The following is a 19,529-nucleotide window of genomic DNA, read 5'->3' on the forward strand; positions in this document are numbered from 1 at the left end:
GTTCGCGTTCACCCGGACGCTCGCGCTCGCGGTCACCAGGACCGGGCGTCCACGATGACGGGTGTGGAGCGGGCGGTGCGGACGCCGACGCAGAAGGTGAGGGCGGTGGGTTCCTTGGGTGTGGCGGGGGCGTCCGGTCGCGCGGAATCGGCCGGGGCCGTGGCGGGTTCGGCCGTCACCGCGACCCAGAGCGTCGATTCCGCTCCCTTTTCGGAGAGGAACAGGTCGACTCCGGGGAAGAGAACCGCCCGTCCGTCCGCTGCCGCGTGGCCGGGGAAGAGGTGCTGTGTGCCGTGCCGATCCTGCACGGTGAGCCCGTGGTTCGGGCCGCTCTCGGCGTGGAAGCACAGCCGCTTTTCCCGGGGCAGGGCGACGTAGACGTCCTGCGGGGAGACCGTGCCGTCGTCGTCCGCGCGGACCCGCACGCCCGGATAGCCGACCGGGTGGTCGTGGTCGAGCGTGATGTCCGGCGGACCGCCGGGGAATACCGAGAAGGGGATGTCATCGGCGATCCGGACGGGGGTGGACGGGGAAGTCGCGTCGCCCAGGCAGAAGACGAGCGCGGTGATTCCCGGGCGCGCGCCGCCGCCCGCCCTGACCGCGACCCATGCCGTGGACACCGATCCCTTTCCGGACAGCGCCGGGTCGACCCCCTGGAAGGTGAGGGAGCGGCCGTCCGGTGAGGGATTCCCGGGATAGGCGGTCGTCTTCCCGTGGGCGTCCCGCACGGTCAGCAGGCAGTTGGCGCCGCCTTCCGCGTGGAATTCCAGGCCCTTTCCCCGGGGGAGGGCCACGTAGGCGTCGAGGGGCGGGACCGGCTCGTCGCCGGTCGCCGTCATCCGTACTCCCGGATAGCCGGTCTCGCCGGCGGCCGCCGTCACCACGTCGGGCGGGCCGCCCGGGGCGAGGGTGAACGGCGCGGTGGGGGGCGGGGATGCGTTTTCCGGCACGTTTTCGGGTGCGGATTCCGGCACGTTCTCGGGCACGTTTGCGGGAACGGATTCGGGCGCGGTTTCGGGCGCGCTTTCGGGCACGGCGTTTCCCTTCTCCTCTTCGTGTACGACGCGGCTCTTTCGTGCGCACGCCGGAGCGGCTATCACGGCGGCACGGCGGCATGCCACGACGGCACCCCGGACGCGCCCCGGACCGCGGGGAGTTCGCCCGGAAGGGTCCGGGTGCCGTGCTCGTGCCGCGCCGTGCCGCCCGCTGCGGACGGCGTGGCGCGTCGCCGCGTGCGGGATCCCGAGGGAAAGGCGCCGTGAACGCCGGCGTGCGATGCGGCGTCGCCCTCCCCCCCCGGGTCCAGGCCCTCGTCCGCGCTGCCTCGGGTCCGCCGCGACGCGCGGGGCATGGCTGCCCTGCCGTGATGTGCGGGGGACACGGGACACGGGTTGACGGGGGCCTTCGCCGTGTCGAACCAGGCTGACGCGGGTCGGAGTTCGACGAAAGGGGCGGAGAGCGTATAAAAAAGCGCCCCTGCCACATTTGCCCATCTCCGCCCCTGAACCCACCGGCCTCAGCCGCCCTTCCCGCTCCGCCGGTTCCCACCTGCCTCCTCACACGGGCCCCATGGAGCACCCTCGATCCCCTGTTGACCAGGGCATCAGAGCGTGGAGCGGCACAGGATGGCCGGGACCCGAGGGGCTCGAACAGGCCAGACGGTACGGGTGGTTCCGCGATCGGTGGGCTGGCCGGTGGTCCGTTCGGTGGGCCGATCGGCGAGCAGGGCGGTGGGCCGGGCGGTCGGGCGATGGCGCGTCGGCCTTCGTCCGCACGGTATCGGACACAGAGCCGATCGCTTTGTGCCATCCGCAGGCAACCCGGCTCCGGTTGTGCGCGAGCGCGGCTACACAAGAAGCCCGGGGTGGTGCCGGCCGGCGGGCGGGGGAGGTCGAGGCGGTTGGTGACGATCGACGTGGCGGTGCTGCTCGCCGTCATCGTGGTGCTGAGGCTGGGCCGGCGTACGCAGTCCCGAAGTCGCAACGACGAGAAGCTGACCGTCGTCATCGTGCTGGCGCTGGGCGTTCTGATCGCCCCCACGTCGGCGGGCCGGGCGATCCACGACATCCTGGGGCAGCTCGCGAACAGCATCACGCAGGCCGGAGCCGGCCGGTGAGTCGCCGGGCGCGTGGGCGGCGGGCCAGGGCGTCCGGGCGGTTGTCGGCGTCCCGGCGGTCGTCGGGGCGGCGACGCAGCCGGCGGCCGGGCGGCCGGCGGCAGCGTGCCGGCAACCGGGCGGCCGGTCTCCTCATGGCCGCGGTCCTGGCCGTCGCGCTGGTGGCGGCCGTCGTCGACTGGCTGCTGGACCACTGGTGGGTCATGGCCGTCGTCGCGGTGTTCGCGGCGTGCGCGGGTGCCGTCGGGGTCCACCTCAAGTGGCAGCGGGCGCGGTGGGAGGCCGTCCGCGCGCGGGGACTGCGGTACGCGCTGCCCCAGCTGGACGCCCTGCACCATGCCCGGTTCGAGGAGGTCGTGCGGGACCTGATGCGCCGCGACGGTTACCGGGACGCGGTCCGCGTCGGGGGCGGCGGCGACCTGGGCGCGGATGTGAAGGCCACCGACCCTTACGGGCGGCGGTGGGTGGTGCAGTGCAAGCACCGGCGCGACGGGGCGGCCGGTTCCGCGGTGGGCACGCCCGACCTCCAGGTCCTCAACGGGACGGCCCGTCCCGTGCACGGCGCCGACGTCGCGGTGATCGTGACGAACGGGCGGGTCACCGCGCCGGCCGTGGCCTTCGCCCGGCAGCAGCGGCTGCACGTGGTCGACCGCCCTGTGCTCGGGATGTGGGCGTCCGGTTCCCGCCCCTTGTGGGAGCTGCTCACGGCGCTCCCGCCGGCCCGGGAGCGGACGGTCCGCTCCTGAGCGCGTCCCGCGCCCTTCGCCGACCGGGCGCGCTCCCTGACCCGGGCGGGGGGAATCCCGGTCCCCGCCCCTGACGTTGCAACGGAACGTGACCCGTACACGTATCCCCCTGTCCGTCCTCGACCGCTCCCGTACCCGGCGGGGACGGCCGCCCGGGGAGGCGCTGCGGGACACCGTCCGGTTCGCGCGGGAGGCGGAGGCGCTCGGATACCGGCGGTTCTGGGTCTCCGAGCACCACAGCGTGCCCGGGGTGGCCGGATCCGCTCCCACCGTGCTCGCGAGCGCCGTCGCCGCCGCCACGTCGCGGATCCGCGTCGGCACCGGCGGGGTGATGCTGCCCAACCACCGGCCGATGGTCGTCGCCGAGCAGTTCGGGGTGCTGGAGTCACTGTTTCCCGGGCGGATCGACCTGGGAGTCGGGCGGTCCGTGGGCTTCACGGACGGAATCCGGCGGGCGCTCGGGGTCGGGAAGGAGGCGGTGGACGAGTTCGAGGAGCGGCTCGCCGAGCTGGCCGCGTGGTTCGACGGCGGCGCGGCCGCGTACCCCCAGGTGCACGCGCGGCCGGCGGAGGGGCTGCGGGTGCCGCTGTTCGTCCTGGCCAACGACGCGGGGGCGGACATCGCGGCCCGCGCGGGCGCCGCCCTGGTGATCGGCGGGCTGCGCGGGGAGGACCGGCTCGTCGAGGCCGTCGAGCGGTACCGCAAGGCGTTCCGGCCGTCGGCCGGGCGCGCCGAACCGTACGTCGTGCTCGCCGGCGACATCGCCGTCGCCGCGACGGAGGAGGACGCCCGCCGGCTGCTCGTCCCGGAGGCGTGGGCCCTCGCGTACTCCCGCACGCACGGCGTCTTCCCGCCCCTGGAACCGGCCGAGGAGATCGAGGGCCGGGCGATGAGCGACCGCGAGCGCGGGTACTTCGAGAACGCGCTGCGCGGGCCGGTGTACGGGACGGAGGAGCAGGTCGCCCGCCGGCTGTCCACGCTGGTGGAGCGGACGGGCGCGGCCGAGGTGCTGGTCACGACCAGCGGTTACGACCGTGTGGCGCTGCTCGACTCATACCGGCGACTGGCGGGACTGGCGGGACTGGTGGGGCCGACGGGACTGGCAGGGTCGGCGGGGCCGGCGGACGGCGCCTGACGGGATCGGTCCCGGTCTCCGCCGCCGCCTCAGCCGAACATCACGCTGTGCGGAGCGGCGCTGCCGAAGTTCGCCGACGTGCCCGGCGGCATCGTCAGGTGCGACCCCTCGCACCCCTGCTCCGCGAACACCGTCGCCGTGGCGTTCGTGCGGTTGACCGCGCTCCCGGCGCCGGAGACCAGCAGGAAGCACTCGCCGTTCGCGGGGGCGTGCAGCGTGAAGTCGTCGCCGTTCACGTTGACGTAGGTGAAGTCCCCGGTGGCCGCCTGGGCACTGGTGGACAGGCCGCAGCACAGCGCGGCGGCGGTGCCGAGGGCGATGGCCGCCCGGACGACGTTTCCTCGTGATCGCACGAGCCGCATGACAGGTCCCCCGAGTGTCCGCTGGGGCGTGCGCCGCCCCTGGTCGCCACCAGCGTCGTACGGTCCGGCCCCGCCCTGAAGGGGCGGGAGCCGTTGTCACCCGAACGGATTACCGTGGGGGCGGCGGCTGGGCAGGCGGGGAGCCGCCCTCGCCTCCGAGGTTCTCGCCCAAGGTTCTCGGCCTCAAGGCCCTTGACCTCAAGCGCGCTTGAGGTGTGACCATGATCCGCATGGACACCGAAACCGCCGACATCACGGCGATACACCAGGTAGTGGCCGAGGTCGAGCGGGCGCAACGGGCCAAGGACGTGGAGGGGTTCCTCGCGTTGTTCCACCCCGAGGCGCTCTGGACGACCGGTCACGGCAAGGTCCTCATCGGCCTGGACGCCATCGCCGAGTTCACGCGCGCCGTGCTGCCCGCGGCGAGCTGGGACGGGGACGTCACCTACGAGCCCGTGCACGTGCAGTTCCTGCGGCCCGACGTGGCGGCGGTCAAGGTGCGGCAGGTCTATCACGCGGCGGACGGCGGTTCCGAGGGCGCGCCGCTGTACGTCCTGACCAAGGGGGACGACGGGCGCTGGCTGCTGCACGCCTGCCAGAACACGCAGGTGCACGAGGGGGATTAGCGCCCGCGTGCACCCACGTGGTGTCCGGTGCGGCCGTCAGAGGGCCTGCGCCCCTGGGTTGACCAGGTCGCGGACCGTCTTCGACTTCACGTACTCGCCGATGGCCGTCATCTCCCACTCGCCCGAGTACTGGCGGATGAACTTGCACATCAGGACGCCCGTCTTGGGCTCCGAGCCGGTGAGGTCGAAGCGGACGAGCTCCTCGCCGGTCTGTCCGTCGAGCAGGCGGCAGTACGCCTTGGCGACGTTGGTGAACTTCTGTCCGCTGTAGGAGCTGACGGTGAAGACCAGGCCGGTGACCTCCGGCGGCAGGCCGCCGAGGTGGACGGTGATGCTCTCGTCGTCGCCCGAGCCGTCGCCCGTCAGGTTGTCGCCGGAGTGCTGGACCGCGCCGCCCAGGATCATCAGCTTGCCGAAGTAGCAGGCGTCGATCATGTTCCGCTGGGGGCCGTACGCGATGACGGAGGCGTCCAGGTCGATGGCCCGGCCGCCGTACGCGGGCTCCCAGCCGAGGCCCATCCGGACCGACTGCGTCAGCGGGCGGCCGCCCTTGACGAGGGAGACCGTCTGGTTCTTCTGGAGGCTCACCCGGCCCTTGTCCAGGTTGATCTTGCCCGTGCCCGGGGCGGGGGCCGGGGGCGCCGGCGGGACCGGGGGAGCGGGCGGGACGGGAGCGCCGAACGCGCCCGCCGGGGGCTGCGGGGCGGGGAACGCGGGCGCGGGCGGGGCCGGCGGTGCGGCAGGAGAGACCGGCGGTGCGGCGGGAGAGACCGGCGGGGCGACGGGCGGTGCGGCGGGCGGGGCCGGCGGTGCGGCAGGGGCCGGGGGCGGCTCCTCCACGCTCACGCCGAAGTCCGTGGCGATGCCCGCCAGACCGTTCGCGTACCCCTGGCCCACTGCCCGTACCTTCCAGGCGTCGTTGCGCCGGTAGACCTCGACGACGACCAGCGCCGTCTCGGTGCCGAGCCTCGGCGGGGTGAAGGTGGCCAGCGGGGCGCCGGAGGCGGCGTCCCGGACGGTCGCGGTCGGTTCGGTGCCGGCGAAGGTGGTGCCGGGGGCGTCCAGGCTCGCGGTGACGACGATCTTCTCGATGCCGGCGGGCACGGCGGCCGTGTCGACGGTGATCGAGTCCGGCGCGCCGGCCGCTCCGGCGCGGTGGGTCACGCCGGGGCCCGTGGGCTGGTTGTAGAAGACGAAGTCGTCGTCGGAGCGCACCTTGCCGTCGGCGGTGAGCAGCAGGCCCGAGACGTCGAGCCGCACGGGCGCGGCGACGTCCACCGTCACACGGGTGACGGAGAGCGGAATGTTCGAGCCGGGGGTCATAGCGGTCATGATCCGTTCAACGCGTGATCGGGCTTTGCGGTTCCATGACCCGGCGGAATACCGCGTGGATCTTCGCGGCTGTACAGCGTGCCGCTCTTTTTGATCATGCCGAGCACGACGCGGGAACGCGGGAACGGGGGGACGCGATGTCCGACGCCATCGTCCACGGGACGGTAGCCGAGGGGTACGAGCCGGTGCGCGAGGTGTTCGCGGCGACGCTCGCCGAGGAGCGGGCCGGGCACGCCGCCCAGCTCGCCGCTTACGTGCACGGGCGGCGCGTGGTCGACCTGTGGGGCGGCCCGGAGATCGACGGGGACTCGCTCACCGGCGTCTTCTCGGCCACCAAGGGCGCCGCCTACCTCGTCGTCGCGCTGCTCGTCCAGGACGGGACGCTGGACCTGGAGCGCGAAGTCCGGCACTACTGGCCGGAGTTCGCGGCGGGCGGCAAGGAGCACGTCACCCTGCGGCAGCTCGTCTCCCACCAGGCGGGGCTGGTCGGCGCGGACGGCGGATTCACGCCCGAGGAACTGCGCGACGACCGCGCGATAGCGGAGCGGCTGGCCGCCCAGCGTCCGTACTGGCGGCCGGGCGCCGCCTTCGGCTACCACGCGTTCGTCATCGGCGCGCTGACCGGCGAGGTCGTCCGCCGTGCCACCGGGCTGAGCATGCGGGAGGTCTACGAGAAGCGGATCCGCGCCCCGTACGGCATCGACCTCTTCATGGGGCTGCCCGAGGAGCACGAGGGGCGGTGGCTCAGCACCCAGCCGATGGACCCGACGCCCGACCAGAAGCGGCAGCGGGCCGCGGCGGGGCACGGGCCGGACGGGCTGCCGGGCATCGCCTTCAATCAGAACCATCCCCAGGTGCCGACGGTCTTGGAGGAGTTGCCCAATGTGCGGGAGTTCCGGGCCGCCGGGCCCGCGTCGATCGGCGGGGTCGCCTCCGCGCGGGGGCTGGCCCGGCTGTACGCCGCCGCCGTGAGCGGGGTGGAGGGGCGGGGGATGCTGCTGACACCCGACATGGTGGCGCGGGTCGCCGAGATCCAGGCCGCCGGCCACGATCTGGTCGACTGCGAGTACAAGGCGTACGGGCTGGGGTTCGTGGCGGTGTCCGAGCGCTATCCCTTCCTGGGGGCGCGGTCCTTCGGTCACAGTGGGGCGGCCGGGGCGCTGGGGTTCGCCGATCCGGGGGCCGGGCTGGCGTTCGGGTACAACCGGCGGCGGTTCGCGTTCCCGGGCGGGGCGGCGCCGGAGACGGCCGCTCTCGCGAAGGTGATCCGGGAGTGCGCGGTGGGGTGAGAGTGGGTCGGGGTGGGGGGAGGGGCGCCCCGGTCCCTCCCCCAGAGGGGGCACCCCCATTCACCGTTTCTCGCGGGGGCTTCCGCCCCCCGCACCCCCCGGCGCACCTCATCGCGGTGACACGAACCCCGTCTCGTACGCCCTCACCACCGCCTGCGTCCGGTCCCGGACGCCGAGCTTCGCCAGGACCCCGGCCACGTACGTCTTCACCGTCGCCGCGCCCAGGAACAGCCGTTCCGCGATCTCCGCGTTGGAGAGGCCCTCGGCCATCAGCCGGAGCACCTCCGCCTCGCGCTCGGAGAGGCGGGCGCGGAGGCGGTCGGCCTCGGCCCGGGTGGTGCGTTCGGTGGCGTGGGCGGCGGCCAGGGCGCGGACCGCGGCCGGGAAGAGGAGGGAGTCGCTGCGGGCCACCAGGCGTACGGCGTCGACGAGTTCGTCGGCACCGGCCCGTTTCAGGAGGAAGCCGGACGCGCCGGCGCGCAGGGCGTCGTACACGTAGCTGTCGTTCTCGAAGGTCGTGACGACGATGACGCGCGGCGGGTCGTCCATGGTCGCCAGGATGCGCTCGGTGGCCCGGATGCCGTCCGCCTCGGGCATGCGGACGTCCATCAGCACGATGTCGGGGCGCAGGGCACGGGTGACGGACAGGGCCTCGACGCCCGTCGTGGCCTCGCCGACGACCTCCATGCCCGGTTCGGCGTTCAGGATGACGCACAGAGCGGTGCGGACCATGCGCTCGTCGTCGGCGACGACGATGCGCAGGGTGCCTGCGTCGGTGTCGGTGCCGGCATCGGTCCCGGCGTCCGGGGCGGCCGCGGTCATCGGGGGCCGCCGTTCAGCGGCAGGCGGACGGACAGGCGCCATACGCCGTCCCGCGCGCCCGCGGTGCTGGTGCCGCGCAGCAGCCGGGCGCGTTCGGCGATGCCGGTCAGTCCGCGGCCGCCGCCGCCACGGGTACGGGCGGGGGCGCGCCCGACGGGGTTCTCCACGGTGACCTCCAGGGTCTCGGTGTCGGTGGTGACGCTCAGCCGCACGGGCACCGGGCCCGCGTGGCGCAGGGCGTTGGTGAGGCCCTCCTGGACGATCCGGTACGCCTCGCGGGAGACGACGGGCGGCAGCGAGCCGAGCCCCTCGGGCGCCGTCAGGTCGATCTCGCCGCCGGCCGCGCGGGTGCGTTCCACGAGCGCGTCCAGGCCTGCCAGGGTCGGCGCGGGCGCGGCGGCGGCCGGGCCGTCCTCGCGCAGCAGGCCGAGGACGGTGTCGAGTTCACCGACGGCCTCGCGCGTGGTCTCCTCGATTGAGGCGAGCGCGCGGCGGGCGAAGTCGGGGTCGCGGTCGAGGACCCTGCGGGCGGCACTGGCCTGCAGCAGGACCGCGCTCAGCGCGTGCCCGACGGAGTCGTGCAGTTCGCGGGCGAGCCGGTTGCGGAGGGCGAGTTCGTGGGCCCGGTGTTCGGCCGCCGCCAGTCGGTCCGCCGCCGTCGGGCCGAGGAGGGCGGGCGCGCAGCGCGCCAGCAGGGCGCCGGCCGCCCGGGAGGTGAGCGCGAGCAGCGCCAGCAGCCCCAGCCCGCAGAGCGGCGCCAGCAGGGGCGGCAGCGGACCGCCGAGGACGCTGAACCAGGGCAGGCGGCCGGGAGCGTCCGGGTCCAGCAGCGGCATGGTGCACAGGGCGACGGCGGCCGGCGGTGCGGCCAGGGACATGCCGCTGACGACGCCGCCCAGCGCGAGGTGCAGGGTGAAGTAGAGGGCGGGACGCGCGCGTTCCGACCAGGTGCGGGCCGGGCCGGTGGCGAGGTCGGCCTCGTCGACGCCGCACAGGGCGCGCGCGATCGTGCTCTCCAGCGGGCGGGCCAGCGGGAAGAGGAGCGCCGAGAGGGCGGCGAGCGGCAGTGCGGCGGCGAAGGTCGTGAACTGGAGGAGGGGGGAGAGGAACACGTTGGCGCCCTTGCCCCCTCGGACGAGCGACAGCAGCACGTTCGCCAGGAGGAAGTACGGCATCACCAGGGCGCCGCCGATCAGCAGGTGTACCCAGCGCAGGCGTGCGCGGCGGCCCAGCAGGTCGCGGATCGGCTGGGTGCGTGGGTGCGGGTTGCCGGTGGGGGCGCTTGGCCGGGGCGCGCTTGGCTCGGGGGCACTTGGCTCTGGCGTGCTTGGTTCGGGGGCGCGCGGTTTCGGGTGCGAGCCGGCCGTCACGGCGCGGTGCGGGCGTACGAGCGCGCGTGCGCGGGCGGCCGTGCGCCGGTCGGCGGTCTGTCGATCACGGGCACAGCGTAGGCGACGGGCATACGCCTCGCGGGAGCGAGTTCGTGCCCCGCCGTTCCCCGCCGCTCCCTCCCACCGCCCACTCGGTGTCAGAACGGATACAGCACCGGACCGATGAGGAGCAGGGACTGGACGGAGCGGTACGGCATGGTCCACTTTCGACACCACACGCGACCGCCCGAACACCCGAGGAGTGCACGTGAACGATCTCGAATCCGCCCCGCGGGGCGGCTCCGGCGCACTGGACTCGATATTGCGCATCGCCTTCGGCTTCCAGGCGTCGAAGGTGCTGTTCACCGCCGTCCGCTTCGGCGTCTTCACCGCGCTGGCCGAAGCACCGCTCACCGCCGGCGAACTGCGCGCCCGGCTCGGCCTGCACCCGCGCTCCGCCCGTGACTTCTTCGACGCGCTGGTGGCCCTCGGCCTGCTCGACCGCGGTCCCGGCCCCGACGGGCGGTACGCCAACACCCCCGCCACGGCGCGCTACCTGGACCGCGACAGCCCCGCCTATGTGGGCTGCGCCCTGGAGATGTACGACAACCGGCTCTACGGTTTCTGGGGCAGCCTCGCCGACGGGCTGCGCACCGGCGAGCCGCAGAACGAGATCAAGGACGGCGGCGAGCTGTTCGGCACCCTCTACAAGGACCCCGAGCGGCTGGCCTGCTTCCAGCAGGCGATGACCGGGCTCACCATGCGCTCGGCGGACGCCCTCGCCGAGGCCGTGGACTGGTCCGCCCACCGCACCGTCGCCGACATCGGTTGCGCCGAGGGCGCCATGCTCAGCCACCTCCTCCACCGCCACCCGCACCTGCGCGGCACCGGGCTCGACCTGGAGGCCGTCCGCGGCAACTTCGAGCGTCACCGCGAGCGTTGCGGCCCCGCCGACCGGCTGTCGTTCACGGCCGGGGACTTCTTCGCCGACCCGCTGCCCCCCGCCGACGTCCTCCTCTTCGGCCACATCCTGCACGACTGGGACCTGGCCGCGAAGCGGACGCTGCTGCGCAAGGCGTACGAGGCGCTGCCCGAGGGCGGCCTCGTGGTCATCCACGAGAGCTTCATCGACGACGACCGGCGGGAGAACCTGGTCGGGCTGCTCGGCAGCCTCAACATGCTCATCGAGACCCCGGGCGGCTTCGACTGCACCGCCGCCGACTGCCGGGGCTGGCTGGCGGAGGCCGGGTTCCGGGAGACCTGGTCGCGGCACCTGGCGGGCGCGGAGACGATGGTCGCCGGCCGCAAGTGACCGGGCCCTCGGCGGCAGGCGCCGTGACGGCAAGGACCGTGGTGACAGGGGCGACACTTGCGGTGCCGGATCCGGGCGGGAGACTGGCGGGGATCGATCGCCACCCGCGGACCGGACACCTCCGTTCCCCCGGTGGCGCGGGGACGCCTGCCGGACGGGAGAGGACATGACGCACGACAGCACGGTGCTGCACATCAAGGGACGGGTGCTCACCGGCCCGGACCCCGACGGCGGGGTGCGCGACGAGATGTGGGTGACCGGCGGCCGGATCACCTTCGAACGCCCGGTGGGCGCGCGGGACGTCACGACCGTCGAGGGCTGGGCGCTGCCCGGCCTGGTGGACGCCCACTGCCACGTCGGCCTGGACGCGCACGGCGCGGTCGACGCCGCGACCGCCGAGAAGCAGGCGCTGACCGAACGGGAGGCCGGCGCCCTGCTGTTGCGCGACGCCGGCTCGCCGTCCGACACCCGCTGGGTCGACGACCGGGAGGACCTCCCGCGCATCATCCGCGCCGGCCGCCACATCGCCCGTACCCGCCGCTACATCCGCAACTACGCCCACGAGATCGAGCCCGAGGACCTGGTGGCGTACGTGGCGCGGGAGGCGCGGCGCGGCGACGGGTGGGTCAAGCTGGTGGGCGACTGGATCGACCGGGAGACCGGCGACCTGGCCGCCTGCTGGCCGCGCGGCGAGGTCGAGGCGGCCATCGCCGAGGCGCACCGGCTGGGTGCCCGGGTGACGGCGCACTGCTTCGCCGAGGAGTCGCTGGCGCCGCTGGTGGAGGCCGGGATCGACTGCATCGAGCATGCGACCGGGCTGACCGAGGAGACGATCCCGCTGTTCGCCGAGCGCGGCGTCGCGATCGTCCCGACACTCGTCAACATCGCCACGTTCCCGCGGCTCGCGGACGGCGGGGAGCGGAAGTTCCCGCGCTGGGCGGACCACATGCGGCGGCTGCACGAGCGCCGCTACCGGACCGTCGGCGCCGCGTACGACGCGGGCATCCCCGTCTACGTGGGGACGGACGCGGGCGGCTCGCTCGCCCACGGCCTGGTGGCCCAGGAGGTCGCCGAACTGGTCAAGGCCGGCCTCCCGGCCTCCGCCGCGCTCGCGGCGGCGGCCTGGGGAGCGCGGGAGTGGCTGGGCCGCCCGGGGCTGGAGGAGGGCGCGCCGGCGGACGTGGTGGTGTACGAGGCGGATCCTCGCGAGGACGTCCGGGTGCTGGCGGCGCCGCGGCGGGTGATCCTGCGGGGGAGGGTGGTGAGCTGACGGGCTTCCGTCTGCGAGGTAGGTGCTTCCTCCTGAGGCACATGCTTCGAACTGGCAGGCGGAAACCACCCGTTGGGGTGAACTCCCTCAAGAACGCTCGCCGTTCACCCGTCCGGGAACGACCATGACGTGGTCGATGCCGACGGCGCGTGATGTCCCCCATGGCGCGCCGTCGGCTCCTTTCTCTCGTGGGGAGTTCCACACCCGTGTCCAGCACCACCAGATCTTCCTTCGGCATGCCCGTTTCCCGGTCCGCCCGGAGGGCGGTCGCGCCGTCCGCGGCCGCCCTGGCCGCGTTCTCAGCGGTCGCGGCCGGTGCCGTACCCGCCCACGCCGCCCCCGCCACCGGTGACCACCGCACGGGCACGGCCGACGCGGTCGTCCTCCGCGCCGGGCTCGACGTCTCGCTGCTCGACAAGACCGTCCGGGTGCCCGTCAACGCGTCCCTCGACGACGTCCACGCCCCCGGGAACGCGGCACGGACCGCGCTCTCCGTGCGGGTGGGCGGCGCGGAGCAGGGCCGGCCGGTGGAGCTGCTGCGCGCCGACGCGGCCACCGCCCGGGCCACGGCCGACGAGCGCGCGGCGACCGGCCGCGCCGAACTCCTCCACGCCAAGGTGCACGTGCCCGGCCTGCCGCTGCTCTCCCTCGTCGACGTGCGGCAGGTCACGTCGGAGGCGGTCTGCCGGGCCGGACAACGGCCCACGGCGACGTCCAACCTGCTGGGCCCGGTGACCGTGCTCGGGAAGAAGGTCACGCTGAGCACCGGCGGCACGACCAATGTCGACGTGCCGGGCGTCGGCCGGGTCCGCCTCGACCTGTCGAAGACCGCCACCACCTCGCGCACCGGGGCCGCGACCGCGCTCGAACTGGCCGTGGACGTCAACCCGTTGAAGCTCGGCGTCGCCGAGGTGCACGGCCGCGTCACCCTCGTCCGGGCCGGCTGCGAGACCCCGGCCGGCGCCGGAAAGCCGGCCAAGGAACCCCCGGCCCCCGCGAAGCAGTCCCCCGGCAAGGAGGCCACCCACACCTCCGGCACCGACGTCAAGCCGCAGACCGTCGCCGACAAGCACGACCTCGCCGAGACCGGCGGCTCCTCCGCCACCCCCTGGATCGCCGGAGCGGCCGGCCTGCTCGTCGTCGGAGGCGGCGGCGCCCTGCTCACCGCCCGCCGCAGGGCGGCGGCGCGGGGGCGCGGCTGAGAGGACGGAGTAGAGGGCCGGGGCCGGGCAGCGGACGGCCGGTGATCACGGCCGGTGGCCACGCCCGGGCCGGCCGCCGCCGACAGACCCGCCCGCTCACCATCCGCGCCGCCGGATGCGGGTGCCGGTGACCGTGCCGGTCGTCAACGGGCGGGGCGGGCGGCGCTCCACGCACCCGGCCGCCTCAAGCCGGGGCCGCGGCGACGCAGAACTCGTTGCCCTCCGGGTCGGCCATCACCGCATGGTGCTCCCCGACCTCCGCCAGGACGGTCCCGCCCGCCCGCACCAGCCGCTCGCACTCCGCCCGTATCCGCGCCCACCGTTCGCCGGGGCCGCCGTGCCCCGGCACCCGGACGTCGATGTGCAGCCGGTTCTTCGCGGTCTTCGGCTCGGGGACCTTGAGTATGCAGAGCCGGGGGCCGGCGCCGTCGGGGTCGTGGAGCCACGCGCCGTCGTCCGCCGATCCGTCCTCGGGCAGGCCGAACCGCGCGAGCCACTCCTCGCGGGTGCGGAAGGGGGCGGGCGGCGGCTCGTCCACGTACCCCAGCGCCGACTTCCAGAAGGCGGCGAGGAGTTGTGCGTCCGCGCAGTCAAGGGTCAGATCGATGCGGGCTGCCATGACAGAACCGTACGGCCCGCCACTGACAATCGGCCGTCCCGCGGCGCCGGCGGCGCGCTCAGCCCTCCGCCAGGGCCTTCCCCAGTGCCTCCGCGAAGCGGTCCGTCGTGGCGCGGTCGCGGACCGCGAGGCGGAGGTAGTCGGGGCCCAGGCCGGGGAACGTGTCGCCGCGGCGGACGGCGAAGCCCAGGCCGCGGAGGCGGCTGCGGACCGCCGTGGCGTCCGGGAGGCGGATGAGGAGGAACGGGCCGGCCGCCGGGGAACACACCGTCACCGACGGGAACATGGAGAGGCGGTACTCCAGGTGGGCCCGGTCCGAGGCGATGCGGTGGGCCGCGTGGGCGGCCTCCGCGAGGGCCGGGGGCGCGCTGCACGCCTCGGCCGCGACCAGGGCCGGGGAGGACACCGGCCAGAGCGGCTGGGCGCGTTCGAGGCGGGCGATCGTGCCCGGCGACGCGAGGACGTAGCCGACCCGCAGGCCGGCCAGGCCCCATGTCTTGGTGAGGCTGCGGAGGACGACCAGGCCCGGCAGGTCCGTACGGGACGCCAGGGACTCGCCCTCGCCCGGCACCGCGTCCATGAACGCCTCGTCCACCACCAGCGTCCGCCCCGGGCGGGCGAGCCGGGCCAGGGCGGTCGCCGGGTGCAGGACGGACGTGGGGTTGGTCGGGTTGCCGACGACGACCAGGTCGGCGTCGGACGGGACCGCGCGCGGGTCCAGCCGGAACCCGTCCGCCGCGTCCAGCACCACCCGTTCCACGCTGTGCCCCGCGTCCCGCAGGGCCGCCTCCGGCTCGGTGAACTGCGGGTGCACCACCACCGGGCGGCGCGCCGGCAGCGCCCGGGCGAGCAGCACGAACGCCTCCGCCGCGCCGGCCGTCAGCAGCACCCGCTCCTCCGGCAGCCCGTGCCGGGCCGCGACCGCCCGGCGGGCCGCCCGGCCGTCCGGATAGGCGGCGAGGGTGTCGACGGAGGCGGCGATGCGCTCGCGCAGCCAGCTCGGCGGCGTACCCGCCCGGACGTTGACCGCCAGGTCCGTCAACTCGTCGCCCATGCCGCGCACTTCGGCGTCCCCGTGGTGGCGCAGGTCGGGCTCGGGGGATATGTGCATGGGCGGGGATACCTTCTCGCTGTGCGGTGTTCCGGCGGCGCTCCGGCGAATGTCCCGGTGGTGTTCCGGTGGGGGAGACGTTACCGGGTTCCGGGAACGCGGATTCCTCGCGGGCCCTCCCCGTCCGCGCGTGCGGTCCGGCCGCCCGCGTGCGGCCCGGCCGTCGTGTCGCCGCCCCTTCGCGCCGCCTCGGCCATAGGATCGCCCTGCTTCGCCATGAATGTCAGATTATGTGGATGTCTGTCCAGCGTGGAGGGTGATGGTGGTGAACGGTTCCGCTGCGGCGGCCGACGGGACGGCCGGGCCCGTCGTCCGGGTGCCGGTGAGCCTCCGGGTCAACGGCACCGAACGGCGGATCGAGGTGGACACCCGCACCTCACTGCTGGACGCCCTCCGCGACGCCCTGGCCCTGACCGGCACGAAGAAGGGCTGCGACCAGGGCCAGTGCGGCGCCTGCACGGTGCACCTGGACGGCAGACGGGTGCTCTCCTGCCTCACCCTCGCCGCGAGTGCCGACGGGCGCGAGGTCCGGACGATCGAAGGGCTGGAGCGGGACGGCGTACCGCACCCGATGCAGGAGGCGTTCGCCCGCCACGACGCCCTCCAGTGCGGCTACTGCACCCCCGGCCAGATCATGTCGGCCGTCGCTCTGATCGAGGAGGGCCGGGCCGGCTCGGACGACGACGTCCGCGAGTTCATGAGCGGCAACCTCTGCCGCTGCGGCGCCTACCCGCACATCGTCGCCGCGATCCGCGACGTGGCCACCGGGGGCCGGCGTGCGTAGCTTCGCGTACGTCCGCGCCGGGACCGTCGAGGAGGCGGTCGCCGAGCTCGCCGCCGATCCCGGGGCCGCCTACCTCGCCGGCGGGACGACCCAGGTGGACCTGATGCGGGACGAGGTGTTCCGGCCCGCCCGGCTGGTGGACATCACCCGGCTGCCGCTGCGGGGGATCCGGCGGGACGGCGAGGTGCTGATCGCCGGCGCGCTGACCACCATGGAGGAGCTCGCCGCCCACGAGGACGTGACCGCCCGGCTGCCGCTCGTACGGGAAGCGCTGCTGCGCGGCGCCTCCCCGCAGCTCCGGCACATGGCCACCCTCGGCGGCAACCTCCTCCAGCGCACCCGCTGCCGCTACTACCGCGACCCCAGCACGGCCTGCAACAAGCGCGAGCCGGGCACCGGCTGCGCCGCGCTCGACGGCCACCACCGCATGCACGCGGTCCTCGGCACCAGCCCGCACTGCATCGCCACCCACCCCTCCGACCTCGCCGTCGCCCTGCTCGCCCTGGACGCCTCGGTGCGCGTCCACGGGCCGGACGGCGAACGCACGGTACGGCTGACCGAGTTCTACCGGGTCCCCGGCACCACCCCGCACATCGAGAACGCCCTCGCGCACGGCGAGCTGATCACCCACCTGGAGATCCCGCTGCTGCCGCCGGAGGCCCGCTCGGGCTATCTGAAGGTCCGCGACCGGGCCAGCTACGAGTTCGCGCTCGCCTCCGTCGCCGCCACCCTGGTCCTCGAGGAGGACGGGCGGATCCGGTCGGCCCGGCTCGCCCTCGGCGGCGTCGGCACCGTCCCGTGGCGGGTGCCCCGGGCGGAGGAACTGCTGCGCGGCGCCCGGCCGGACGACGACATCCTGCGCGCGGCGGCGGACGCCGCGCTGGACGGCGCGGAGGGGCGGCCGGACAACGGCTTCAAGGTCGAGCTGGGGCGGCGGGCGGTCGTCCGGATGCTGGGCGCTCTGGCGCGGGAGGAACGGGCATGACCACGACGGCACCGGTGCGGGAGGAACGGGCATGACCACGATGGCACCGGTGCGGGAGGAACGGCCATGACCACGACGACACCGACCCGGCTCGGCGAGGGCATCGACCGCGTCGACGCCCGCGTGAAGACCGGCGGCCGGGCCGAGTACGCCACCGACGCCGCGTACCCCGGCCTGGTCCACGCCGTCCTCGTCCAGAGCAAGATCGCCGCCGGCCGGATCACCGCCCTGGACGCGGCGGCGGCCGAGGCCGCGCCCGGGGTGCTCGCGGTGATCAGCCACCAGAACGTGCCCGTCCTGCACGAGGCGCCCGACCGTTCCTCGTCGCTGCCGCCGCCCCCGCTGCGGGACGACCGGATCCGGTACCACGGCCAGACCGTCGCGGTCGTGGTGGCCGACACCTTCGAGCAGGCCACGGAAGCGGCCCGGCTGGTGCGCGTCACGTACGCGGCGGACCCGCCCGTCGCCGACCTCGACCACCCGGACGCCGAGCACGACCACGACCCGTTCGGGACCGACGGCGGGACCGGTGACGTCGACAAGGCCCTGGAGGCCGCACCCGTCCGCGTCGAGCACACGTACCGCACGGCGGCGAACACCAACAACCCCATGGGCCCGTTCGCCACCGTCGCCTGCTGGGAGGGCGACCACCTCACCGTCCACGACTGCACCCAGGGCCCCTCCCGCACCCGGGCCGACCTCGCGGCGACGCTCGGCGTGCCACCGGAGGCCGTCCGCGTGCTGGCCCCCTACCTCGGCGGCGGCTTCGGCGCGGGGCTGCGGACCTGGGGGCACACCGTGCTCGCCGCCGTCGCGGCGCGGCAGGTGGGACGGCCGGTGAAGCTGGTGCTGACGCGCAAGCAGATGTTCACCTCCGTGGGGCACCGGCCCGACACCAAGCAGACCGTGCGGATCGGCGCCACCCGGGACGGCCGGATCACCGCGATCGACCACCGGGCATGGCAGTCCCTCTCGATGACGGACGTCAACTACGAGCCCGTCTCCCACACCTCCCAGTCCTCCTACGCCAGCCCCAACATCACCACCCGTGACGTCCAGGTCCGCCTCAACGTCCCCGCCCCCGGCTCCATGCGCGCGCCCGGCGACGCCCAGGGCAACTACGCGCTGGAATGCGCGCTGGACGAACTCGCCTACGAACTGGGCATGGACCCCCTCGAACTCCGGCGGCGCAACTACGCCGACGAGCACCCCGTCACCGGCCAGCAGTGGTCGTGCAACGACCTGCGCGCCTGCTACGAGACCGGCGCCGAAATGTTCGGCTGGGCGCGCCGCGACCCCGAGCCGCGCTCCACGCGCCGGGGCCGGACGCTGATCGGCTACGGCATGGCCGGCACGTCGTTCTTCTTCTACCAGGCCGACTGCGCCGCCCGCGTCACCGTCAGGGCGGACGGCGCGGCGGTGGTGGAGAGCTCGGGCATGGACCTCGGCACGGGCACGTACACCGTGATGACCCAACTGGGGGCCGAGCTCCTGGGGTTGCCGGTGGAGCGGGTGCGCATGGTGATGGGCGACAGCGCCCTCCCCGCGGCGCCCTCCGCCGGCGGCTCCGGACTCACCGCCGCCATGGGCACCGCCATCCACACCGCCTCCCGGCACCTGCTCCAGTCCTTCCTCGACCTCGTCCGCGAAGACGCCTCGCCGCTGCGCGGCGTCACGTTGGACGGCGTCCGCGCGGAGGGCGGGCGCATCGTGCGCACCGACGACGGGCGGGGCGAGACGTACACGGCGATCCTCGCCCGGCACGGGCGCGACGCGCTCTCCGCCGAGGGCTCGGCCGAATCGCCCGGCCAGGACGGCGCGGTGGTGCCCACCGGCCCGTACGCCGCCAAGTTCGCGGAAGTACACGTCGATCAGGACCTCGGCGTCATCCGCGTCGCCCGCCTGGTGACCGCCGCCCACTGCGGGCGCATCCTCAACGAGAAGACCGCCCGCAGCCAGCTCGTCGGCGGCACGGTCGGCGGCATCGGCATGGCCCTCCTGGAGGAGACCGTCACCGAACCGCACACCGGGCGCATCGCCAATCCCACGCTCGGCGACTATCTCGTCGCCGTGAACGCCGATATCCCGCGCCTGGACGTTCGCTTTGTCGGGCGTCCCGACCCCACGAATCCCAATGGGACGAAGGGGTGTGGGGAGCTCGGCATTCCGGGGACGGCTGCCGCTATCGCGAACGCCGTCTTCCATGCGACGGGGGTGCGGGTGCGGCGGTTGCCGATCAGGATCGAGGATGTGCTGTGAGCGGGGCGCCTGCGGCGGGCTGGTGCCCCGGTCCCTCCCCCAGAGGGGGGACCCCCATTTCACCGTTTCTTGCGGGGGCTGCGCCCCCGCACCCCCGAAGCGCCCTGCGGGCGCTGTCCTCAATCGCCGGACGGGCTGAAATCAGCCCGTCCGGCGATTGAGGACAAGGGGGTCTGGGGCGCAGCCCCA

The 19,529-nt window shown here is 74.5% G+C and carries 18 protein-coding genes; 11 read left to right on the plus strand and 7 right to left on the minus strand.

From position 1 onward, the window contains the following. Positions 1–32: 32 nt before the first annotated feature. Positions 33–950, minus strand: a complete 918-nt coding sequence (locus K7I03_RS25665; RefSeq protein ID WP_185943782.1) for a hypothetical protein — start codon at positions 948–950, stop codon at positions 33–35. 950 nt (positions 951–1,900) lie between these two features. Between K7I03_RS25665 and K7I03_RS25670 the strand changes: the two genes are divergently transcribed. The 3 genes from K7I03_RS25670 to K7I03_RS25680 all read left to right on the plus strand — a co-directional run bounded on the left by K7I03_RS25670 (position 1,901) and on the right by K7I03_RS25680 (position 3,997). After that, positions 1,901–2,116 (plus strand): hypothetical protein, encoded by a 216-nt coding sequence (locus K7I03_RS25670; RefSeq protein ID WP_185943783.1) that lies wholly within the window; start codon positions 1,901–1,903, stop codon positions 2,114–2,116. 134 nt (positions 2,117–2,250) lie between these two features. Then, the gene (locus tag K7I03_RS25675) at positions 2,251–2,862 is read left to right on the plus strand and encodes a restriction endonuclease (protein WP_185943784.1); all 612 of its coding nucleotides are present in this window, start codon (positions 2,251–2,253) and stop codon (positions 2,860–2,862) included. An 88-nt stretch (positions 2,863–2,950) separates the two neighbouring features. After that, positions 2,951–3,997: an LLM class flavin-dependent oxidoreductase gene (locus K7I03_RS25680; protein WP_185943785.1), complete on the plus strand. Its 1,047-nt coding sequence runs from the start codon at positions 2,951–2,953 to the stop codon at positions 3,995–3,997. 29 nt (positions 3,998–4,026) lie between these two features. Here K7I03_RS25680 and K7I03_RS25685 read toward each other — a convergent pair whose 3' ends face one another. Continuing rightward, positions 4,027–4,350, minus strand: coding sequence for a hypothetical protein (locus K7I03_RS25685; RefSeq protein ID WP_185943786.1), 324 nt, complete (start codon positions 4,348–4,350; stop codon positions 4,027–4,029). A gap of 230 nt (positions 4,351–4,580) precedes the next feature. On the opposite strand from K7I03_RS25685, the gene K7I03_RS25690 reads away from it, so the two are divergent. Further along, positions 4,581–4,985, plus strand: a complete 405-nt coding sequence (locus K7I03_RS25690; RefSeq protein ID WP_185943787.1) for an SgcJ/EcaC family oxidoreductase — start codon at positions 4,581–4,583, stop codon at positions 4,983–4,985. A gap of 36 nt (positions 4,986–5,021) precedes the next feature. Here K7I03_RS25690 and K7I03_RS25695 read toward each other — a convergent pair whose 3' ends face one another. After that, positions 5,022–6,308, minus strand: a complete 1,287-nt coding sequence (locus K7I03_RS25695) for a TerD family protein (protein ID WP_185943788.1) — start codon at positions 6,306–6,308, stop codon at positions 5,022–5,024. A 146-nt stretch (positions 6,309–6,454) separates the two neighbouring features. Between K7I03_RS25695 and K7I03_RS25700 the strand changes: the two genes are divergently transcribed. After that, positions 6,455–7,606: a serine hydrolase domain-containing protein gene (locus K7I03_RS25700; RefSeq protein ID WP_185943789.1), complete on the plus strand. Its 1,152-nt coding sequence runs from the start codon at positions 6,455–6,457 to the stop codon at positions 7,604–7,606. 108 nt (positions 7,607–7,714) lie between these two features. Here the strand turns inward: K7I03_RS25700 and K7I03_RS25705 are convergent, their stop codons facing one another. Then, positions 7,715–8,428 (minus strand): response regulator transcription factor, encoded by a 714-nt coding sequence (locus K7I03_RS25705; RefSeq protein WP_185943790.1) that lies wholly within the window; start codon positions 8,426–8,428, stop codon positions 7,715–7,717. Further along, a complete protein-coding gene (locus K7I03_RS25710; protein ID WP_185943791.1) occupies positions 8,425–9,603 on the minus strand; it encodes a sensor histidine kinase in 1,179 nt (392 codons plus the stop codon). Before K7I03_RS25710 ends, K7I03_RS25705 begins: the two co-directional genes overlap by 4 nt. 463 nt (positions 9,604–10,066) lie before the next feature. On the opposite strand from K7I03_RS25710, the gene K7I03_RS25715 reads away from it, so the two are divergent. The 3 genes from K7I03_RS25715 (at position 10,067) to K7I03_RS25725 (ending at position 13,582) form a co-directional block, all read left to right on the plus strand. Continuing rightward, a complete protein-coding gene (locus tag K7I03_RS25715; protein ID WP_185943792.1) occupies positions 10,067–11,110 on the plus strand; it encodes a methyltransferase in 1,044 nt (347 codons plus the stop codon). A 166-nt stretch (positions 11,111–11,276) separates the two neighbouring features. Beyond that, the gene (locus K7I03_RS25720) at positions 11,277–12,380 is read left to right on the plus strand and encodes an amidohydrolase family protein (RefSeq protein ID WP_185943793.1); all 1,104 of its coding nucleotides are present in this window, start codon (positions 11,277–11,279) and stop codon (positions 12,378–12,380) included. 236 nt (positions 12,381–12,616) lie between these two features. Continuing rightward, positions 12,617–13,582, plus strand: coding sequence for an SCO1860 family LAETG-anchored protein (locus tag K7I03_RS25725; RefSeq protein ID WP_224347212.1), 966 nt, complete (start codon positions 12,617–12,619; stop codon positions 13,580–13,582). Between the two features lie 184 nt (positions 13,583–13,766). Here K7I03_RS25725 and K7I03_RS25730 read toward each other — a convergent pair whose 3' ends face one another. Next, entirely contained in the window at positions 13,767–14,201 is a 435-nt protein-coding gene (locus tag K7I03_RS25730; RefSeq protein WP_185943795.1) for a VOC family protein, read from the minus strand. A gap of 58 nt (positions 14,202–14,259) precedes the next feature. After that, a complete protein-coding gene (gene cobC / locus K7I03_RS25735) occupies positions 14,260–15,312 on the minus strand; it encodes an Rv2231c family pyridoxal phosphate-dependent protein CobC (protein ID WP_185943796.1) in 1,053 nt (350 codons plus the stop codon). A gap of 259 nt (positions 15,313–15,571) precedes the next feature. Here cobC and K7I03_RS25740 point away from each other — a divergent pair, with 259 nt between their 5' ends. From K7I03_RS25740 to K7I03_RS25750, 3 genes are all read left to right on the plus strand, one after another. Further along, positions 15,572–16,096 carry a (2Fe-2S)-binding protein gene (locus K7I03_RS25740; RefSeq protein ID WP_185943797.1) on the plus strand — a complete coding sequence of 175 codons (525 nt, stop codon included), beginning with the start codon at positions 15,572–15,574 and terminating at the stop codon, positions 16,094–16,096. Further along, a complete protein-coding gene (locus K7I03_RS25745; protein WP_185943798.1) occupies positions 16,089–17,081 on the plus strand; it encodes an FAD binding domain-containing protein in 993 nt (330 codons plus the stop codon). Before K7I03_RS25740 ends, K7I03_RS25745 begins: the two co-directional genes overlap by 8 nt. A 66-nt stretch (positions 17,082–17,147) precedes the next feature. Next, entirely contained in the window at positions 17,148–19,340 is a 2,193-nt protein-coding gene (locus tag K7I03_RS25750) for a xanthine dehydrogenase family protein molybdopterin-binding subunit (RefSeq protein ID WP_185943799.1), read from the plus strand. Positions 19,341–19,529 lie beyond the last annotated feature (189 nt).

Source organism: Streptomyces mobaraensis (assembly GCF_020099395.1).
Classification (GTDB): domain Bacteria; phylum Actinomycetota; class Actinomycetes; order Streptomycetales; family Streptomycetaceae; genus Streptomyces.

Bases quoted from the DNA above. Each gene is read 5' to 3' on its own strand.
- K7I03_RS25710 (WP_185943791.1), bottom strand. From the start codon at position 9,603: ATGCCGTACTTCCTCCTGGCGAACGTGCTGCTGTCGCTCGTCCGAGGG.
- K7I03_RS25730 (WP_185943795.1), bottom strand. From the start codon at position 14,201: ATGGCAGCCCGCATCGATCTGACCCTTGACTGCGCGGACGCACAACTC.
- K7I03_RS25750 (WP_185943799.1), top strand. From the start codon at position 17,148: ATGACCACGACGACACCGACCCGGCTCGGCGAGGGCATCGACCGCGTC.
- K7I03_RS25705 (WP_185943790.1), bottom strand. From the start codon at position 8,428: ATGACCGCGGCCGCCCCGGACGCCGGGACCGATGCCGGCACCGACACC.
- K7I03_RS25700 (WP_185943789.1), top strand. From the start codon at position 6,455: ATGTCCGACGCCATCGTCCACGGGACGGTAGCCGAGGGGTACGAGCCG.
- K7I03_RS25720 (WP_185943793.1), top strand. From the start codon at position 11,277: ATGACGCACGACAGCACGGTGCTGCACATCAAGGGACGGGTGCTCACC.
- K7I03_RS25675 (WP_185943784.1), top strand. From the start codon at position 2,251: ATGGCCGCGGTCCTGGCCGTCGCGCTGGTGGCGGCCGTCGTCGACTGG.
- K7I03_RS25690 (WP_185943787.1), top strand. From the start codon at position 4,581: ATGATCCGCATGGACACCGAAACCGCCGACATCACGGCGATACACCAG.
- K7I03_RS25740 (WP_185943797.1), top strand. From the start codon at position 15,572: ATGGTGGTGAACGGTTCCGCTGCGGCGGCCGACGGGACGGCCGGGCCC.
- K7I03_RS25695 (WP_185943788.1), bottom strand. From the start codon at position 6,308: ATGACCCCCGGCTCGAACATTCCGCTCTCCGTCACCCGTGTGACGGTG.
- K7I03_RS25725 (WP_224347212.1), top strand. From the start codon at position 12,617: ATGCCCGTTTCCCGGTCCGCCCGGAGGGCGGTCGCGCCGTCCGCGGCC.
- cobC (WP_185943796.1), bottom strand. From the start codon at position 15,312: ATGCACATATCCCCCGAGCCCGACCTGCGCCACCACGGGGACGCCGAA.